This is a genomic window from Comamonas faecalis (assembly GCF_039538025.1).
Taxonomy (GTDB): domain Bacteria; phylum Pseudomonadota; class Gammaproteobacteria; order Burkholderiales; family Burkholderiaceae_C; genus Comamonas_C; species Comamonas_C faecalis.
Window position 1 is genome coordinate 68,308 of sequence record NZ_BAABBP010000012.1, and the last position, 16,368, is coordinate 84,675.

General features: G+C 70.4%; 13 protein-coding genes. 5 read left to right on the top strand and 8 right to left on the bottom strand.

Annotated features, from left to right (window positions below; all coding sequences use genetic code 11):
* Positions 1 to 100: 100 nt before the first annotated feature.
* The 6 genes from ABD767_RS08630 to surE form a co-directional block, all read right to left on the bottom strand.
* Positions 101 to 1,456, bottom strand: a complete 1,356-nt coding sequence (locus ABD767_RS08630) for a pseudouridine synthase (protein ID WP_344869249.1) — start codon at positions 1,454 to 1,456, stop codon at positions 101 to 103.
* A complete protein-coding gene (gene scpB, locus ABD767_RS08635) occupies positions 1,440 to 2,204 on the bottom strand; it encodes an SMC-Scp complex subunit ScpB (RefSeq protein ID WP_103044938.1) in 765 nt (254 codons plus the stop codon). Before scpB ends, ABD767_RS08630 begins: the two co-directional genes overlap by 17 nt.
* A 160-nt stretch (positions 2,205 to 2,364) precedes the next feature.
* Complete coding sequence (locus ABD767_RS08640) at positions 2,365 to 3,393, bottom strand: RluA family pseudouridine synthase (RefSeq protein ID WP_103044937.1); 1,029 nt, start codon at positions 3,391 to 3,393, stop codon at positions 2,365 to 2,367.
* Positions 3,393 to 4,322 (bottom strand): peptidoglycan DD-metalloendopeptidase family protein, encoded by a 930-nt coding sequence (locus ABD767_RS08645; RefSeq protein ID WP_103044936.1) that lies wholly within the window; start codon positions 4,320 to 4,322, stop codon positions 3,393 to 3,395. The genes ABD767_RS08640 and ABD767_RS08645 overlap by 1 nt, the downstream gene beginning before the upstream one ends.
* Positions 4,323 to 4,333: 11 nt before the next feature.
* Positions 4,334 to 5,137 (bottom strand): protein-L-isoaspartate(D-aspartate) O-methyltransferase, encoded by an 804-nt coding sequence (locus ABD767_RS08650; protein WP_103044935.1) that lies wholly within the window; start codon positions 5,135 to 5,137, stop codon positions 4,334 to 4,336.
* Positions 5,138 to 5,151: 14 nt separating this feature from the next.
* Positions 5,152 to 5,928, bottom strand: coding sequence for a 5'/3'-nucleotidase SurE (surE, locus tag ABD767_RS08655; RefSeq protein ID WP_103044934.1), 777 nt, complete (start codon positions 5,926 to 5,928; stop codon positions 5,152 to 5,154).
* A gap of 168 nt (positions 5,929 to 6,096) precedes the next feature.
* Between surE and ABD767_RS08660 the strand changes: the two genes are divergently transcribed.
* On the top strand, positions 6,097 to 7,071 hold the full coding sequence (locus ABD767_RS08660; RefSeq protein ID WP_103044933.1) for a zinc-binding dehydrogenase: 975 nt from the start codon (positions 6,097 to 6,099) through the stop codon (positions 7,069 to 7,071).
* A gap of 87 nt (positions 7,072 to 7,158) precedes the next feature.
* Complete coding sequence (locus tag ABD767_RS08665) at positions 7,159 to 8,694, top strand: diguanylate cyclase (protein WP_103044932.1); 1,536 nt, start codon at positions 7,159 to 7,161, stop codon at positions 8,692 to 8,694.
* Between the two features lie 44 nt (positions 8,695 to 8,738).
* Here the strand turns inward: ABD767_RS08665 and ABD767_RS08670 are convergent, their stop codons facing one another.
* Positions 8,739 to 9,185, bottom strand: coding sequence for a CBS domain-containing protein (locus ABD767_RS08670; protein WP_103044931.1), 447 nt, complete (start codon positions 9,183 to 9,185; stop codon positions 8,739 to 8,741).
* A gap of 96 nt (positions 9,186 to 9,281) precedes the next feature.
* Positions 9,282 to 9,956, bottom strand: coding sequence for a DUF937 domain-containing protein (locus tag ABD767_RS08675; RefSeq protein WP_103044930.1), 675 nt, complete (start codon positions 9,954 to 9,956; stop codon positions 9,282 to 9,284).
* A 352-nt stretch (positions 9,957 to 10,308) separates the two neighbouring features.
* Here ABD767_RS08675 and ABD767_RS08680 point away from each other — a divergent pair, with 352 nt between their 5' ends.
* From ABD767_RS08680 to ABD767_RS08690, 3 genes are read left to right on the top strand one after another with little or no spacing between them, the layout of a single operon-like run.
* The gene (locus ABD767_RS08680) at positions 10,309 to 11,562 is read left to right on the top strand and encodes an efflux RND transporter periplasmic adaptor subunit (RefSeq protein WP_103044929.1); all 1,254 of its coding nucleotides are present in this window, start codon (positions 10,309 to 10,311) and stop codon (positions 11,560 to 11,562) included.
* 15 nt (positions 11,563 to 11,577) lie between these two features.
* Entirely contained in the window at positions 11,578 to 14,736 is a 3,159-nt protein-coding gene (locus tag ABD767_RS08685) for an efflux RND transporter permease subunit (RefSeq protein WP_103044928.1), read from the top strand.
* Positions 14,733 to 16,289 (top strand): efflux transporter outer membrane subunit, encoded by a 1,557-nt coding sequence (locus ABD767_RS08690; protein ID WP_103044927.1) that lies wholly within the window; start codon positions 14,733 to 14,735, stop codon positions 16,287 to 16,289. Before ABD767_RS08685 ends, ABD767_RS08690 begins: the two co-directional genes overlap by 4 nt.
* Positions 16,290 to 16,368: the final 79 nt, after the last annotated feature.

The window sequence follows — 16,368 nt, forward strand, 5'->3', positions numbered from 1 at the left end:
GTTTTTCCTGTGGATGGTTTGAAAAGAGGGTTTGCTTTTTGGGCAAAACGGGAGATTTTAACTTTTCGCAATAGCCCCGATGCCGGCTCCGGGGTGGCGCTTACCGGCCGCCGCGGCGCGAACGGTTGTTGCGCTGCTGCTGGCGTTGGCGCATCAGGCTGTCGGCGCCGATGTAGCCCACCGAAGTCTTCATCGGGTCGGGCTGGGCCGCGCCGCCGCGCTCGCTGTTGCGGTCACCGCCGCGCGCGTTGGCGCCGGGCGCGCGCTGCTGCGACCCGCGCTTGCCGCCCGGGCGCGCGCCGCCGCGGCCACTGCCCTGCTCGGCGGCGCGGCGCGGCGCGGCCGGCATGCCCACGGCCTGTTGCAGCGCCTGGATGTCGCGCTCGTCGAGCTCCATCCAGGTGCCGCGCTTGAGGCCGCGCGGCAGCTGCATGGCGCCGTAGCGGATGCGGATCAGCCGGCTCACCGCGTGGCCCAGCGACTCGATCAAGCGGCGCACCTCGCGGTAGCGCCCCTCGGCAATCGTCACGCGGTACCAGCAGTTGGCGCCCTCGCCGCCACCGTCCTCGATCGAGGTGAACGCGGCCATGCCGTCGTCCAGTTGCACACCATCGCGCAGCTGCTGCTTTTCCTCGTTGCTGAGCGCTCCCAGCACGCGCACCGCGTACTCGCGCTCCAGGCCGAAGCGCGGGTGCATCAGGCGATTGGCCAGGTCGCCCGAGCTGGTGAGCAGCAGCAGGCCTTCGGTGTTCAGGTCCAGGCGCCCCACCGACTGCCACTTGCCCTGCATCAGGCGCGGCAGCTTGCGAAACACGGTCGGGCGGTTGTGCGGGTCGTCGTTGGTGACCACCTCGCCAGCGGGCTTGTGGTAGGCGATGACGCGCAGCGGCGGCGGGTCGATGCGAAAGCGGATCGGCTTGCCGTTGACCTTGACCTGATCGCCGTACTGCACGCGCTGGCCGATGTGCGCCGGCTCGTTGTTGACCGAGATGCGCCCCTCCAGGATCAGGCGCTCCATCTCCAGGCGCGATCCCATGCCCGCCTGCGCCAGCACCTTGTGCAGCTTGGGCGTCTCGGGCTGGGGCTTGAGCACGCGCTTGGCCGGCGCGACGCTGGCGTCGGCGTCGTCTTCGTCGAGCTTGCCCGAGACCACGTCGTCGAAGCGGTAGCCGTCGTCCTGCTGGCCGGGCCGCGCCGGGCCGCGTCCGCGCGCTGCTTCCCGCTGCGGATCCTGTCCCGCCGCGTCGCCTCCGGGCGCCTGGTCCTGCACATGTTTTCTGCGGTAGGGGTGGCGCGCCTTCATCGCGCGGCCCGGCCCAGGGGCGCGCGGCGCCTCGGCCTGCGAGCCATCCGGGTCGGGCTGTGCCTCGGCGCTTGCGGGCGGCCGGGCCGCCTCGGGCATAGCGGGCACCTGGGCCGTCACCGGCGGGTTCTGCGGGTCATGCTCGGTCGTCATCACTCTCTCCTGCACCGCCACCTGCGTGCGGCTGTGTATCGTCGCCGGGCACGCTCGGGGCGTGCGCCGCATCGTCCTCGCCCGGCTGCAACTCGGCTGCAGCCAGGGCATCTCGTACTTCCTCGGGTGGGCCCACCTGCGCGGGCAGGGACTTCGCCCCGGCCTCGCCGTCCGTGCCCGGCGGTACCTCTTCGCCAGCCGCTTCACCCCACGCCGCCAGCACCTGCTCGCTCGCGGCAACCTCCTCCAGCGCCGGCAGGCCGGTCAGCGAGGCCAGCCCTAGGTCGTCGAGGAACTGGCGCGTCGTGGCCAGCAGCGCCGGGCGGCCCACGGTGTCACGGTGGCCCACCACCTCGACCCAGCCGCGGTCTTCCAGCTGCTTGATGATCAGGCTGTTCACGGTCACGCCGCGAATCTCCTCGATGTCGCCGCGCGTGACCGGCTGGCGGTAGGCAATGATGGCCAGCGTCTCCAGCGCCGCACGCGTGTAGCGCGGAGGCTTTTCCGGGTGCAGGCGATCGAGAAAGCGCCGCATCTCGGGGCGGCTCTGGAAGCGCCAGCCGCTGGCCACCTGCACCAGCTCCACGCCGCGCAGCGACCATTCCTGCTGCAGCTGCGCCAGCAGCAGCTTGACCGTGTCGGCCCCCAGCGCGTCGTCGAACAGCGTGCGCAGATCGCGCACGCTCACGGGCTGGCCGGCGCACAGCAAGGCCGCCTCCAGCACCCGTTTGGCATCCACCGTAATCATGGCTTGGCAGTGTCGACGAAGATGCGCCGCGCAATGGGCGTGGGCATCACCAGGGGGGTTGGTATGAAATCAGGGGAGCGCCGTGATCAGCCGCAGGCTGAGCGCTTGCGATGCCAGGTTTGCATGCACCTTGGCCCGCTGCCAGCGGCTCTTGCCGCCATCACGGTGCATTGTAGCGCAGGCCCAGCTGCGCCAGCGCCCGCTGCAGATCGTGAGGCGGCGGCACGCGCAGCTCCAGCGGCTGGCCGGTGGCGGGGTGGGCAAAGCCCAGCCGGTAGGCGTGCAGTGCCTGGCGCTGCATGCCGGCGAGCTCCCGACCGCCATACAGCGCATCGGCCACCAGCGGGTGGCCCAGGTGCGCCAGATGCACGCGGATCTGGTGCGTTCGCCCGGTGTGCAGCGCACAGTGCACCAGGCTGGCCTGGTCGCAGGCGGCCAGCAGCGTGGCGTCGGTGCGCGCCGGCTTGCCCGGGTGCTGCGCCAGGTCGACCACGGCCATGCGCAGGCGGTTGCGCGGGTCGCGCCCGATGGCCGCGTCGATGCGCCGCTGGCGCGCGCCCTGCCAGCGCCCGCAGGCCAGCGCCAGGTACTGGCGGCTGACCTCGCGCGCGGCGATCAGGCGCACCAGCGCATCCATTGCCGCGCGAGTGCGGGCGACGACCATCAGGCCGCTGGTGTCCTTGTCCAGCCGATGCACGATGCCCGCGCGCGGCAGCTGCGCCGCCTGCGCGTCGCGCGCCAGCAGGCCGTTGAGCAGCGTGCCGCTCCAGTTGCCGGGCGCCGGGTGCACGACCAGCCCCGCCGGTTTGTTGACGACGAGCAGGTGGGCGTCTTCGTAGATCACGTCCAGCGCCATCGCCTCGGGGCGAAACGCCTGGCTTTGCTCGGTGGGACGCATCTGCACCACCAGCGCATCGCCCGAGCGCGCGCGCTGCGACGGCTTGCCCGCGACCAGCCCGTTGAGCTGCACCGCCTGCAGCGCCAGCAACTGCTGCAGATAGCTGCGCGAGAACTCGGGCACCAGCTGGGCAAGCACCTTGTCCAGGCGCTCGCCGTGCAGCGCCGGCGGCACCTGGATGCTGCGGGTCTCGTACCCGATGTCGACGGGGGTGTCGGCGCCGCCGTCGTCCGCCTCATCGTCGCTGACGGGCAGCGGCTGTTCTTTGGCGGCTGCGCCTGCCACTGCCATCAGCGCGCCGGCAGGTAGCGCGCAGGATCGACCGGCTTGCCCTGGCGGCGGATCTCGAAGTGCAGCTTGACGCGGTCGGCGTCGGTGCTGCCCATCTCGGCGATCTTCTGGCCGCGGCGCACGTTCTGATCCTCCTTGACCAGCAGCGCGCGGTTGTGCGCGTAGGCGGTCAGGTAGGTGTTGTTGTGCTTGAGGATGATCAGGTTGCCATAGCCGCGCAGGCCGGCGCCGGCGTAGACCACGCGCCCGTCGGCCGCGGCCAGGATGGGGTCTCCGGCCTTGCCGCTGATGTCCAGGCCCTTGTTGCGCGACTCGTCGAAGCCCGCCAGCACGCTGCCCTGCGTGGGCCAGGAAAAGCGGATTTCGTCCGGGCCGCCCGCAACCGGTGCGGGTGTGCTGGCGGCGGCCGGAGCCGCCGGGGTTGCCGTGACCGTGGTACTAGGAGCTGCCGGCGCGCCCGCCTTGTCGATTGCCGCCTTGTCGATTGCCGCCTTGTCGGTTGCCGTCTTGTCGGCGGCGGCCGGCTCCAGGCTGGACTGGGTGACCGGGCGGGTGACGACGCCGGTGTCGCCCGCCACGACGGCGGCCGACGTGGCGGCCACCGGCGGCACGACGCGGATGACTTGGCCGACCTCGATCAGGTCGGCATTCTCCAACTCGTTCCAGCGCGCCAGGTCTTTCCAGCTCTGGCCGGTTTCCAGCCCGATGCGGATCAGCGTATCGCCCGGGCGGATGGTGTAGTAGCCCGGCTTGCCCGCGTTCTCGATGCCGGGCAGCGGCTTGGTCTCATCGGCCGCGGCCGGCGCCACCGCGCCCACGCTGCTGCGGTCTTCCACCGGAGCGCGGTTGACCGAAGTGCCGCAGCCCGCCAGGCCCGCGCCCACCAGCAATGCACCACACCAAGCCACGAGTCCACGCGAAAACAACATAAACAATTCCTTCAGGCAATCCCTGATTTTAGGGGGACGAAATGCACCGCTTCGAGCATTTGCTGCTGCAGGCCCTGCGCCGTGCGATCGACGACCAGCAGCGCCTGGCGCCCGTGCGGCCCCACCGTGGGCGCAACCAGACGCCCGCCGACGGCCAGCTGATCGCACCAGGGCTGGGGCAGGCTGTCGCCGCCGGCGGCCGAGATGATGGCGTCGTAGGGTGCACCAGCGGCGTAGCCGAGCATGCCGTCGCCCAGGATCAGGTGCACGTTGGCCAGGCGCAGCGGCCGCAGGTTGTTGCGCGCCTTCTCGTGCAGCGCGCGCAGGCGCTCGACGGTGTACACCTCGCGCGCCAGCCGCGCCAGCACGGCGGCCTGGTAGCCGCAGCCTGTGCCCACTTCGAGGATGCGCGCCAGCCCCCGCCCGCCCTGGGCACAGGGCGCAGCCAGCAGCAGCGCCGCCATGCGCGCGACGACGCTGGGCTTGGAGATGGTCTGCCCCAGGCCGATGGGCAGGCTGGTGTCCTCGTAGGCCTGGTTGACCAGCGCGGTGTCGACGAAGCGGTGGCGCTCGACCGCGCCCATGGCCTGCAGCACCGCCGGCGAGGCGATGCCGCCCGCGGCCAGGCGCTGCACCATGCGCGCGCGCACCGCGGCCGAGTCCAGCCCCAGCCCCTGGGGTATGGGCGCGGGGACGGGTACGCCGGCGCGCGCCGGCCGCCCCGGCGCGCCGGGCGGAATCTTGGAGAGCATGGGACGCGCCGGCGAACCGCCCAGCGTGTCGATGCGGGCGGGAAATCCTGGCCGTTTCTGCATCACTGCCCCCGCCCCTAGGCCTGCGCCGACGTGGCCGCGGCCAGGCGCGCCGCGGTCTGCGCCCAGTAGCCGAGCTTGTCGTAGTCGGTCATGTCCACCTTCAGCGGCGTGACCGACACATGGCCCTGGGCCGTGGCGTGAAAGTCCGTGCCTTCGGAAGCGTCCAGCGCGGTGCCGGCGCTGCCGATCCAGTACATGGTCTCGCCGCGCGGGTTGACCTGCTCGATCACGCGCTCGGCCGCATGGCGCCGCCCCAGGCGGCACAGGCGCAGCGGGCGCATGGCCGCAAGCGGCAGGTTGGGAATGTTGATGTTGAGCAGCCAGGGCTGGGCGCCGACGAGTTGCTGGGCGTGCATCTGCTCTACGATTTGTGCAGCCCGCTGCGCGGCCGCCTCGAGCTCGCCCCAGCCCTTGTCGACCAGCGAGAAAGCGATGGCCGGCACGCCGAACAGATAGCCCTCCATGGCCGCGCCGACGGTGCCCGAATACACGGTGTCATCGCCCATGTTGGCGCCGTTGTTGATGCCCGAGACCACCAGGTCGGGGCGCTCGCCCAGCAGGCCGGTCAGCGCAATGTGCACGCAGTCGGCCGGCGTGCCGTTGACGTAGCGAAAACCGTTGCCCGCCTGGTGCACGTACAGCGGCGCGTTCAGCGTCAGTGCGTTGGACTTGGCGCTGTTGTTGTGCTCGGGCGCGACGACCTGCACGTCGGCAAAACGGCCGAGCGCCTGGTGCAGTGCGACGATGCCGGGCGCCTGGTAGCCGTCGTCATTGGACAGAAGAATATTCATGGGTAGCGGTGACAGTGGCCGCGATTGTAGGTGGCGCGGCCGTCGCTCAAGGGACAAAGCCGCGGATGGAGCCCCTCCTATCATTGCCGCCTTGGAGCGTGTTTACGCTCTTATGAGCGCCGCCCGCGCCCGCCTTTGTCCGACACGAACATCCAAGGAGACCCCGCCATGCATGCCTGGCTGTGCACCCAACCCACCGGCGTCGACGCCCTGACCTGGACCGAACTGCCCACGCCCGCACCGGCCGCGGGCGAGGTGCTGATCGAGATCGAGGCGGCCAGTCTCAACTTTCCCGATCTGCTGATCGTGCAGAACAAATACCAGATCAAGCCGCCGCTGCCCTTCGTGCCGGGCGCCGAATTTGCCGGCGTGGTGCGCGCCGTGGGCGAAGGCGTGAAGCACCTGCAGGCCGGCCAGCGCGTGGCCTGCCTGATGGGCACGGGCGGCTTTGCCACCCACGTGGTCGCACCCGCATGGCGCTGCATTGCACTGCCCGACGGTTTTCCGGCCGTCGACGCAGCCGCTTTCATCATGACCTACGCCACGTCCTGGCACGCACTGATGGATCGCGGCCAGCTCAAGGCGGGCGAGACCGTGCTGGTGCTGGGCGCGGCCGGCGGCGTGGGCACGGCTGCCATCCAGATCGCCAAGGCCGCCGGAGCGCGCGTGATCGCCGCGGCGTCGAGCGACGAAAAATGCGAGCTGTGCCGCCAGGTGGGCGCCGACGCCGTGATCAACTACAGCCAGCAGGATCTGCGCGAGACGCTCAAGGCGCTGACCGAGGGCAAGGGCCCGGACGTGGTCTACGACCCGGTGGGCGGCGACTTCGCCGAGCCGGCGCTGCGCTCGATCGCCTGGCGCGGGCGCTACCTCGTCATCGGCTTTGCCGCCGGCCCCATTCCGCAGCTAGCGCTGAACCTGCCGCTGCTCAAGGGCGCGTCCATCGTCGGCGTGTTCTGGGGCGAGTTCGCCAAGCGCGAACCACAGGCCAATGCCGCGATGATGGCCGAACTGGTGCGCTGGTACCGCGAGGGCAAGATCAAACCGGTGATCGACGCCACGCTGCCAATGGCGCAGCTGCCCCAGGCCTATGCACGCATGGGCTCGCGCGCGGTCAAAGGCAAGCTGGTGCTGGTCAACTGAGGCGCAACCGAAGGGGGGATGCGGCGCCGCCTTGACGGCAGGCGCACTCGCTACACTTGGCGCCTGTCGTTTTGAGCTGCCCCCTTCATGGCCGAAACCCCACCCTCCGTCCTCGCGCGCGAAACGCTGAAGCTGCTGGCGGCGCGCCGCATGGTGCCCACGCCCGAAAATTTCCAGACGCTGTACCACGAGGTGTCCGGCCAGGCACCTGCCACGGCAGCGGCCTTTCCGCAAACACAGCTGGCGCAGATCCACAGCGTGCTGCCGGGCCAGACGGCAGCGCAAAAACGCCTGCTCGAACAGTTCAAGAGCGCCGTCGCCGCGCAAAGCTGGGCCATGCTGCAGAACACGCTGGTCGGCTACGCCAACCTGGGGCTGAAGACGGTGGAGGTCGCCGCGGCAAACGCCGGCCCCGAGGCCCGGGCGCAGTCGCTGCCGGCCACGCTGGCCGAGCAGATCGCCCGCCTGGTGGAGAACACCCTGCCGGCGCTGGGCGAGGACGACACCCGCATTCTGCAGATGGCGCGCGAGCTGGCGCAGCACCTGCGCCAGCCCCAGGTGTCGGCCACGGCGCTGGAGCCCTTGCTCAACAACTTCGCCTACCGCCTGTCGTTTGCCACCGAGGATCAGGCCGGCGTGCGCGCCGCACTGGCACAGCTGCTGCAGCTGGTGTTTGAAAACATCGCGCTGCTCAGCCCCGACGACCAGTGGATGCAGGGCCAGGCGCAGGCGCTGCAGCAGGCCAGCACGCCGCCGCTGTCGCTGCGCCGCCTCAATGAGGTGCAGCAGCGCCTCAAGGACGTGATCGGCAAGCAGGCCGAGGCGCGCGACCGCGAGCTGCAGGCGCAGGCGCAGATGAAGGAGCTGCTGGCGTTGTTCATCGACCGGCTGAGCAAGATGGACGCCTCCAGCTCGGCCCATCACGCGCAGTTGGAGCAGTGCGCGGCGCGCATCGGCCACGCCACGCAGCTGCACGAGATCACGCCGCTGCTCGAAGAGGTCATGTCCGCGGTGCGCGCCATGGCGCTGCAAAGCAAGGTTGCGGCCGGCGAGCTGCACGACCTGCGCGAACGCACCGACGCCACGCATGTGCAAATCGTGCAATTGCGCCAGGCGCTGAAAGACGCCAGCACCCAGGCGCGCCACGACCCGCTGACCGGCACGCTCAACCGCAAGGGCATGGAAGAAGCCCTGTCACGCGAGGTGGCGCGCGCACGGCGCAACGACGCGCCCCTGTGCGTGGCGCTGCTGGACCTGGACAACTTCAAGGCGCTCAACGACCGCCTGGGCCACGCGACGGGCGACGCCGCGCTCAAGCACCTGGTCGACACCACGCGCACCGTGATGCGCCCGCAGGACCAGCTGGCGCGCTACGGTGGCGAAGAGTTCGTCATCGTGATGCCCGACACCCAGGTGGCCGAGGCGGTGCAGGCCATGCAGCGCCTGCAACGCGAGCTGACCACGCGCTACTTCCTGGCCAACCGGGAGCGCGTGCTCATCACCTTCAGCGCCGGCGTGGCGCAAATGCAGGCGCACGAAGACAGCAGCGGCGCGCTTGAGCGCGCCGACCGGGCGATGTACCTGGCAAAGCAGTCAGGCAAGAACCGCGTGCTGGCGGCGTAAGAGCGTGTTTACGCTCTTACGGTACCGCCGCCAGGCAGCGCCCATCACCGATGGCTGCCGGTGATGTACTGCTCCATCTGCTCGATGATGAACTGCTGCGCCGAGATCACGCTCTTGACCAGGTCGCCGATCGAGACCAGCCCGACCAGGCCCCCGTTCTCGGCGTCGATCACCGGCAGGTGGCGCAGGCGGTGGTCTGTCATCAGGGCCATGCACTGTTCGGCCGTCTGGTCGGGGTGCACGAAGCGCACCGCGCGGGTCATGACCTCGCTGATCGGCGTATCGCCCGAGCTGCGCCCGAGCAGCACCACCTTGCGAGCGTAGTCGCGCTCGGTGAAGATGCCGGCGATCTGCTCGCCCTGCATCACCAGCAGCGCGCCAATGCCTTTGTCGGACATCAGGCGCAGGGCGGTCAGCACCGTATCGGTCGGTGCGACGCTGTGAATCTGTGCGCTGGGTTTGGATTTGAGAATTTCGGCAACCGTCGTCATGGCCTGCTCCGTGGCGGTGGGTAAACCCTGCCAGTGTCGCCGCAAATTTGCGCGCCAGGCAAGAGGGGCAACGCCCGCTTGCCAAGGCCGTGCCGGTTACCTGCGCCCGCCCAGCAGGCCGGCACCGATCTTGAGCAGATCGCCCATGCCGAACTGGCCGTCGCCGTCCTGGTCGAGCAGGCGACCCAGCAGGTCGCCGGCGGGAGAGCCCGGCCGCTGCAGCTGCGCGCGCTCCTGGCCCAGCATCTGGCCCAGGCCCGAGGCGTCCAGCCCGCCGCCCTGCACGCGCTGGCCCAGGAACTGCATGACCAGCGGCGCCAGCATCTGCAGCAGCGGGCCAGCCTGCGCGCCCAGGCCAGTCGCCTGGCCCAGCCCCGACTCGACCTGGCCGCGGCCCGCGCCCAGCATGTGCCCCAGAATGGCCGCGCCAGCGCCCAGGCCGCCGGCGCCCGCCGTACCGGCACCGCCCGCAGGCGCGCCGCCAAGCACGGCGCCCAGCAGCCCACCCAGATCCAGCGCCCCCTGCGCGCCGGCCAGCCCGGCCGCTGGCGTGTGGTCACGCTGCAGCGCACCGAGCAGCGCCTGCGCGCCCTGAGCATCTTGCGTGTTGCGCCCCAGCGCGCCCAGCAACACCGGCAGCGCCATGGCGGCGGCGCTACCCGCCTGCTGCTCGCTGGTGCCCAATTGCTGTGCAATCTGCTGCAGCGGCGCACCCTGCAGCTGCTCCATCAGTTGCTGAACCAACGGGGAGTCGGGAGTCTGCGTCGTCATGGCTGGCCTTTGTGCTTTATAGAAGAACCGGTCATCCTAGCGCTACACGGGGGCACACCGACTCCGCATGCGGCCTTTTGCAACCATGGTTGACAATCCTGCGCGTGCGGTTCGTTGCGCCGTGCGCCGCCCAAACCCGAAACGCATCATTGCAGACAAGCGCCGCGAAGCACAAAGCAGCGCTGCCGGGTACCACCGCGGTTCACGGCCGCGCTGGCCTTCGATGTAAAAAATCATCTCGAATTGTGTAAAGAATCATGAAGAAGAACCGCTTCCCCGCCTCGAAGCCGACGCAGTGTGCGACAGTGCGGGCCGGGGCCGCGCGCCCCCAGTCACTGCGATCGCCCCAACCATGACCTCCGTATCCCGTCGCACCGGCGCTGCGCCGCCCTGCCCTTCTGTTTCCTGGCGCTGCGCCGCCGCCCGCGTGGGCGCTCTGGCACTGGTGCTGACGCTGGCCGCCTGCGGGCCAGGCGGCCCGGACACCGGCCCACAAGCGGCCGAGCCGGCCCAGGTGGGCGTGGTCACGCTGCAGACCGAGCGCCACGTGGTGACGACCGAGCTGCCCGGGCGCACCAACGCCTTTCTGTCCGCCGAGATCCGCCCGCAGGTCGGCGGCATCGTGCAAAAGCGGCTGTTCACCGAGGGCGCGACGGTCAAGGCCGGCCAGCCGCTGTACCAGATCGACGCGGCCACCTACGAGGCCCAGCTGGCCAGCGCGCAGGCGCAGCTGTCCAAGGCGCGCGCCAACCTGGGCATGGCGCAGACCAACGCGCAGCGCAACGCCGAGCTGGTCAGGATCGACGCGATCAGCCGCCAGCAGTACGACGACGGCCAGGCCGCGCTGCAGCTGGCGCAGTCGGACGTGGCCGTCGCGCAGGCGGCGGTGAAGACCGCGCAGATCAACCTGGCGTACACACAGATCCGCTCGCCGATTGCCGGTCGCACCGCCACCTCCACGGTCACGCCCGGCGCGCTCGTGACGGCCAACCAGGCGCAGGCGCTGACCACGGTGACACAGACCGACCCGCTGTACGTGGACATCGTCCAGCCCAGCACCGAGGTGCTGCGCCTGAAAGAGGCGCTGGCGCAGGGGCGCTTCGTGCGCGAGGGGCAGGACGACGCGCGCGTGACCATCGTGCTCGACGACGGCACGCGCTACGCGCACCGCGCGCGACTGCAGTTCAACGGCGTGCAGGTCGATCCCGGCACCGCCACGGTGACGCTGCGCGCGACCGTGCCCAACCCGGGCGGCCTCTTGATGCCCGGCATGTATGTGCGCGCGGTGCTGGAGGCTGGCGTGAACGAGGCGGCGCTGCTGGCGCCGCAGCAGGCGGTGACGCGCGACCCGGCGGGCAACGCCTCGGTGCTGCTGGTCACGCCGGACGACAGGATCGAGCAGCGGCGCATCACCACCGGCGCGGCCGTGGGCAACCGCTGGGAGGTGCTCTCGGGCCTGCAGGCGGGCGACCGCATCCTGGTCGACGGCTCGCAGCGCGTGCGCGCCGGCGACGCGGTCACCCCCGTGCCGTGGCAGCCGCCGGCACCGCCCCAGCCGGCCGCGGCTCCTGTGAGCACCGCCACGCCTGAACGCCCCGCCGCCTGAGAAAGATTCCCCGCCATGGCGCAGTTTTTCATCAACCGCCCGGTGTTCGCGTGGGTGCTGGCCATCGTCATCATGCTCGCCGGCGCCATGTCCATCTTCACGCTGCCGCTGGAGATGTACCCCGACATCGCGCCGCCGCGCGTGACCATCAACACCACCTACACCGGCGCATCGGCCGAGACGGTGGAGAACTCGGTCACCCAGGTCATCGAGCAGCAGTTGAAGGGCCTGGACAACCTGCTGTACATGAGCTCGACCAGCGACTCGGCCGGACGTTCGCGCACCACGCTGACCTTTGCACCGGGCGCCGACATCGACGTGGCCCAGGTGCAGGCGCAGAACAAGATGCAGGGCGCAATGAACCGCCTGCCCGACGCGGTCAAGAGCCGCGGCGTGTTCATCAACAAGGGCGGCCAGGACTTCCTCGTCACCTACGTCTTCACCTCGCCCGACCCGAGCGTCTCGCAGGTGACGATTGGCGACTACCTCAACAGCAACGTGGTCGACGTGATCGCGCGCATCGACGGCGTGGGCGACGTGTTCGTCTTCGGCACGCAGTACGCGCTGCGCATCTGGATGGATCCGGCGCTGATGGAGAAATACGCGCTGATGCCGTCCGACCTGGCGGCGGCACTGAACGCGCAGAACGCCCAGGTCTCGGCCGGCCAGCTGGGCGACCTGCCGGCCGTTGCCGGCCAGATGCTCAACGCCACGGTCACTGCGCGCACCAAGCTGCAGACGGTGGACGAGTTCAAGGCCATCGTGCTCAAGTCAACGCCCGGCGGCGCCGTGGTCACCATGGCCGACGTGGCGCGTGTGGTGCTGGCGGCGGACAACCTGACGGTGCGCTCCATCCTCAACGGCCAGCCCGGCGCGGGTCTGGGCATCGTGCTGGCCGACGGCGCCAACGCAATGAAGGTGGCAGACGACGTGGCCGCCAAGATCAAGGAGCTGTCGCAATACTTCCCTGACGGCATCACCGGCTTCGTCAGCTCCGACTCCACGCCCTTCGTGCGCGCCTCGATCAAGGAGGTGCTCAAGACCCTGGCCGAGGCCATGGTGCTGGTCACGCTGGTGATGTTCATCTTTCTGCAGAACCTGCGCGCCACGCTGATCCCGGCGATTGCAGTGCCCGTCGTGCTGCTGGGCACGCTGGGCGTGCTGTCGGTGCTGGGCTACTCGATCAACATGCTGACCATGTTCGCGCTGGTGCTGGCCATCGGCCTGCTGGTGGACGACGCCATCGTCGTGGTCGAGAACGTCGAGCGCGTGATGAGCGAACAGGGCCTGCCGGCCAAGGAGGCCACGCGCAAGTCGATGGCCGAGATCACGCCGGCACTGGTCGGCATCGGCCTGACGCTGTCGGCGGTATTCATCCCGATGGCCTTTTTTGCCGGCTCGGTGGGCGTCATCTACCGCCAGTTCTCGGTCACCATCGTCGCAGCCATGGCGCTGTCGGTGTTCGTCGCGCTCACGCTCACGCCGGCGCTGTGCGCCACCATCTTGAAGCCCCTGCCGCACGCCCACGGCCAGCGCGCGCTGCGCCGCGGGCCGCTGGGCCTGCTCGACCGCTTCTTCGTCTGGTTCAACCGCCACTTCGACGCGTCGAGCAACCGCTACCAGGGCTCGGTCGCGCGCCTGCTGCGCCGCACCGGCCGCATGACGGTGCTGTTCGCCGTGGTGCTGGCGGCCGTGGCCTTCATGTTCCACCGCCTGCCCACGTCGTTCCTGCCCAACGAGGACCAGGGCTTCGTGCGCGTCAACGTCACCCTGCCCTCGGGCGCCACCGACGCACGCCTGCAGGAGGTGATGGACCAGATCCGGCTGTACTTCAAGGACATGCCCGAGGTCTTCAGCACCAACGCCATCTTCGGCTTCAACGGCAACCAGAGCTCGGGCAGCATGTTCGTGCGCCTGACCTCGTGGGACGAGCGCCCGCTGGCCGAGCAGTCGTCGGAAGCGATCGCGCGCAAGGCGACGCAGGAATTGGCCCATATCCGCGACGCACGCATCTTCGTCACGCTGCCGCCGCCGGTGCGCGGCCTGGGCTCGGAGGCAGGCATCAATTTCGTGCTCAAGGACTTGAACGGCCTGGGCCACGCGGCGCTGGTCAAGGCCAAGGACGACATGATCGCCGCGGCACAGGACGAGCCCTCGCTGATCAACACGCGCACCACCGGCTTTGACGACACCTCCGAGCTGCGCGTGCAGGTCGACGACCGCAAGGCCGCGGCGCTGGGCGTGGCGACGGCCGACGTCAACAGCCTGCTGTCCAGCGCCATGGGCGGCACCTACGTCAACGACTTCATCCACCACGGCCGCGTCAAGCGCGTCTACATCCAGGGCGACGCGCCGTACCGCATGCTGCCGCAGGACATCGGCCGGTGGGCGGTGCGCAACAACAAGGGCGAAATGGTGCGCCTGGCGGCGTTCTCGACCACCGCCTGGTCCAGCGGCTCGCCCCAGCTGATGCGCTACAACGGCAGCCCGGCGCTGGAGATGCAGGCGGGCACCGCCGCCGGCGCCAGCTCGGGCGACGCGATGGACGCGATCGAGCGCATCATGCGCACCATGCCGCCGGGCATCGGCATGGAATGGACCGGTGCGTCGCTGCAGGAGCGCCAGTCGGGCCAGCAGGCTCCGCTGCTCTACGCGGTCTCCATCCTCTTCGTCTTCCTGTGCCTGGCCGCGCTGTACGAAAGCTGGAGCGTACCGTTCTCGGTCATGCTGGCCGTGCCGCTGGGCGTGATCGGCGCGCTGATTGCCACCTATACCCGCGGCCTGGCCAACGACGTGTACTTCCAGGTCGGCCTGCTGACCACCGTGGGGCTGGCGTCCAAGAACGCCATCCTGATCGTCGAGTTCGCGGTGCAGCTGCAGGAGCGCGGCCTCTCCCTGATCGACGCCACGGTGCAGGCAGTGCGCATGCGCCTGCGCCCCATATTGATGACGTCGCTGGCCTTTGGCTTTGGCGTGCTGCCGCTGGCGCTGGGCACCGGCGCCGGCGCCGGCGGGCGCCACGCCATCGGCACCGCGGTGCTCGGCGGCATGGTGTTCTCGACGATTCTGGGCATCTTCTTCGTGCCGGTGTTCTTCCTGGTCGTGCGCCGCGCGTTCACGCGCCGCGCTGCCGATGCCGCCGCAGACACCCCGGCCACGCCCGCCACGCCATGACCACCGCACCCCCCCACTCCCGCCGCCTGGCGCTGCTGGCCGCAGCGCCACTGCTGCTGACGGCCTGCATGTCGCTGGCCCCCGACTACGAGCGCCCCGCCCTGCCCGTGCCCGCACGGCTGGACGCAGGCGCCCCCAAGCAGCCCGCAAACGCAGCGCCCCTACCCGCGCCCGGCCCTCAGGCCTTTGTGCAGCCACCGCGCCTGCGCGCGCTGCTGGGCCAGGCGCTGGCCGACAACCGCGACCTGCGCCAGTCGCTGCTGGCCGTCGAGCGCGCACGGGCGCTGTACGGCGTCTCGCGCGCCGACCTGTGGCCGACGGTGAGCGCTGGCGCCGGCGCCAGCCGCGCACGCACCGCGGACGACCTCACCGCCGCAGGCCGCGCCAGCACCACCAGCCAGTACAGCGCCAGCATCGGCCTGGCCAGCTACGAGATCGACTTCTGGGGCCGCGTGCGCAACCTCAACGAAGCGGCGCTGCAGGAATTTCTGCGCAGCCAGGACAACCTGCAAAGCGCGCGCATTGCGCTGGTGGCCGAGCTGACCCAGGCCTGGGTGGCGCTGGACGCCGACGCCCGACGCCTGCAACTGGCCCGCGCCACGCTGCAGGCGCGCCAGCAGCAACTGCAGCTGACGGAGCAAAGCCACCGCCTGGGCGCAGCGTCCGCGCTGACGCTGGCGCAGGTGCAGACCACGGTGGACAGCGCCCGCGTCGACTTGGCCGCCACCCAGGCCCAGGTGGCGCGCGACCGCAACGCGCTGGACTTGCTGGCCGGCGGCCCGGTGCCCGCGCAGTGGCTGCCGCCCAGCGCCACTGCAGACGTCCCGGCACCGGCTGCCCCATCGCTCGACCAGGCCACCCGCGCGATGACCGAGCAGGCGCACCGGGCGCTGCTGACCGCGCCCGTCACCGCGCTGCCCGCGGTGGCGCCAAACCTGCCATCCAGCGTGCTGCTGGCGCGCCCCGACGTGCAGGCGGCCGAGCGCACGCTGGTGGCCAGCCACGCGCAGATCGGCGTGGCACGCGCAGCGTTCTTTCCCAGCATCACGCTCACTGCCTCGGCCGGCACCGCCAGCGACGAACTCTCGCGGCTGTTTGCCGGCGGCAACGGCACCTGGAGCTTTGCCCCGCAGATCCGCCTGCCGCTGCTGGACGGCGGGCGCAACCGCGCCAACCTGCGCGCCGCCGAGCTGGCACGCGACAGCGCCCAGGCGCAGTACGAGAAAGCCATCCAGAGCGCATTCCGCGAGGTGCGCGACGCGCTGGCCGACCGCGTCACGCTGGACGAGCGCCTGCAGGCGCAGCAGTCGCTGGTGGCGGCCAGCGAGCAGGCGCTGGAACTGTCGCAAGCGCGCTGGCGCCTGGGCGCCGACAACTACCTGTCCGTGCTCGACGCCCAGCGCAGCCTGTACGCGGCCCAGCAAGGCCTGATCGCGCTGCAACAGGCCGAGCAGGACAACCGCGTCGCGCTATACCGCGCGCTGGGCGGGCAGTGGCGCGGCGCGGACACCGCGCAGCCACGGGCGGATAACGGCACGAGCGGCGCGGATTGAACTGCGCCACGGGGCGCGGCCACGGCCTTGGGGCACAATGGCGCCCCTTTCGCGCCTCCTGCGCCCCGCCCGACATCCG